Raw genomic sequence first — 1170 nt, forward strand, 5'->3', positions numbered from 1 at the left:
CCTTGATTATTTAGGACCTTTACCAACAGACGGATCTGTCAAAGTGTATGCAAAACGAAATTTTGCATCGGGTGCAAAGAAGACGAAGGTTGTAGAGATTAGAAAAAATACGAGTGAAGTCAATTTAATGTTTGAGTCAGAAAATGAAGTAACAATTGATGATTCAGATGAGATAGAAAACCACGAGGAAACTGAAGCTGAAAATGATACATCTGCTGGAGAAGAAGCAGATATTAAAGATGCAATCACGTCTCACTACAACCTTATTACCAGTGATGACTTCTCATCAGCTTATAATTACTTTGCTTCAAGCCGAAAAAGCTCAGTGGATTTAGCAGACTGGTCAAAAGGGCTACAAGCGAACTCTAGAGATGATGTAACAGAAGTACAAGTAACAGAAGTAGATGGAAATGAAGCAACTGCTTATATCGAAATGACGTCTTACGACGATAATGAAGATGGCAGCACGTTAGTTCAAGATTGGGAAGGCAGCTGGGATCTTGTAAAAGAGAATGGAAAATGGCGTCTAAGTGAAGCTCATCTTGATAAAGTAGATTCAAGGACTGAATAAAAATGAAAAAACCTATCTTTCGCGTTCTATACGCAGTAATCGCAGTTGTATTAATCATAGGAGCAGTTTGGGCTTATCAGTCTATGTCAAAGCCTGTAAAAGCACCAACTACAGAAAAAATCAGCACAAAACCAATAAAAGCCTCAGCAGAAAAAAGTGAAAGTCAGCCTAAAAGCACAGATCAGCAAGTACAAGAACTTATGAGTAACATGACGCTGCAAGAAAAAATCGGTCAAATGATGGTCGTTGGTTTTCAAACAGAGGAAATGGATGAGCATATTAAAACGATGATCTCAACTTATCATGCAGGCGGCGTTATTTTATTTGATCGAAATATGAAAACACCAAAGCAAGTAGCGACGTTAACAAACAGCCTGCAAGATCTAGCGCAGGAAACCAAGAATCAAATACCCCTGATGATGGGAGTTGATCAAGAAGGCGGGGATATCGTCCGCATGAAGGATCAAGTATCACCTATTCCTTCACAGCAAGAGCTAGGTCAGAAAAATGATAAAGAACTTGTGTATCGAACAGCAGACCGTAACGGAAAAGAACTCGCGGCGATGGGTTTTAACGTAGACTTTGCGCCTGTATTGGAC

General features: G+C 39.6%; 2 protein-coding genes. Both read left to right on the forward strand.

All coding sequences use genetic code 11. The features are described from left to right. Positions 1-571: TcaA 3rd/4th domain-containing protein (locus RB298_RS33370; protein WP_486050621.1), on the forward strand; the 571-nt coding region annotated here is incomplete at its 5' end. Between the two features lie 2 nt (positions 572-573). Then, positions 574-1170: glycoside hydrolase family 3 N-terminal domain-containing protein (locus RB298_RS33375; RefSeq protein WP_486050623.1), on the forward strand; the 597-nt coding region annotated here is incomplete at its 3' end.

It is taken from the genome of Priestia sp. BR_2, from assembly GCF_041954005.1.
In the GTDB taxonomy this organism is placed as follows: domain Bacteria; phylum Bacillota; class Bacilli; order Paenibacillales; family Paenibacillaceae; genus Paenibacillus_AQ; species Paenibacillus_AQ lautus_A.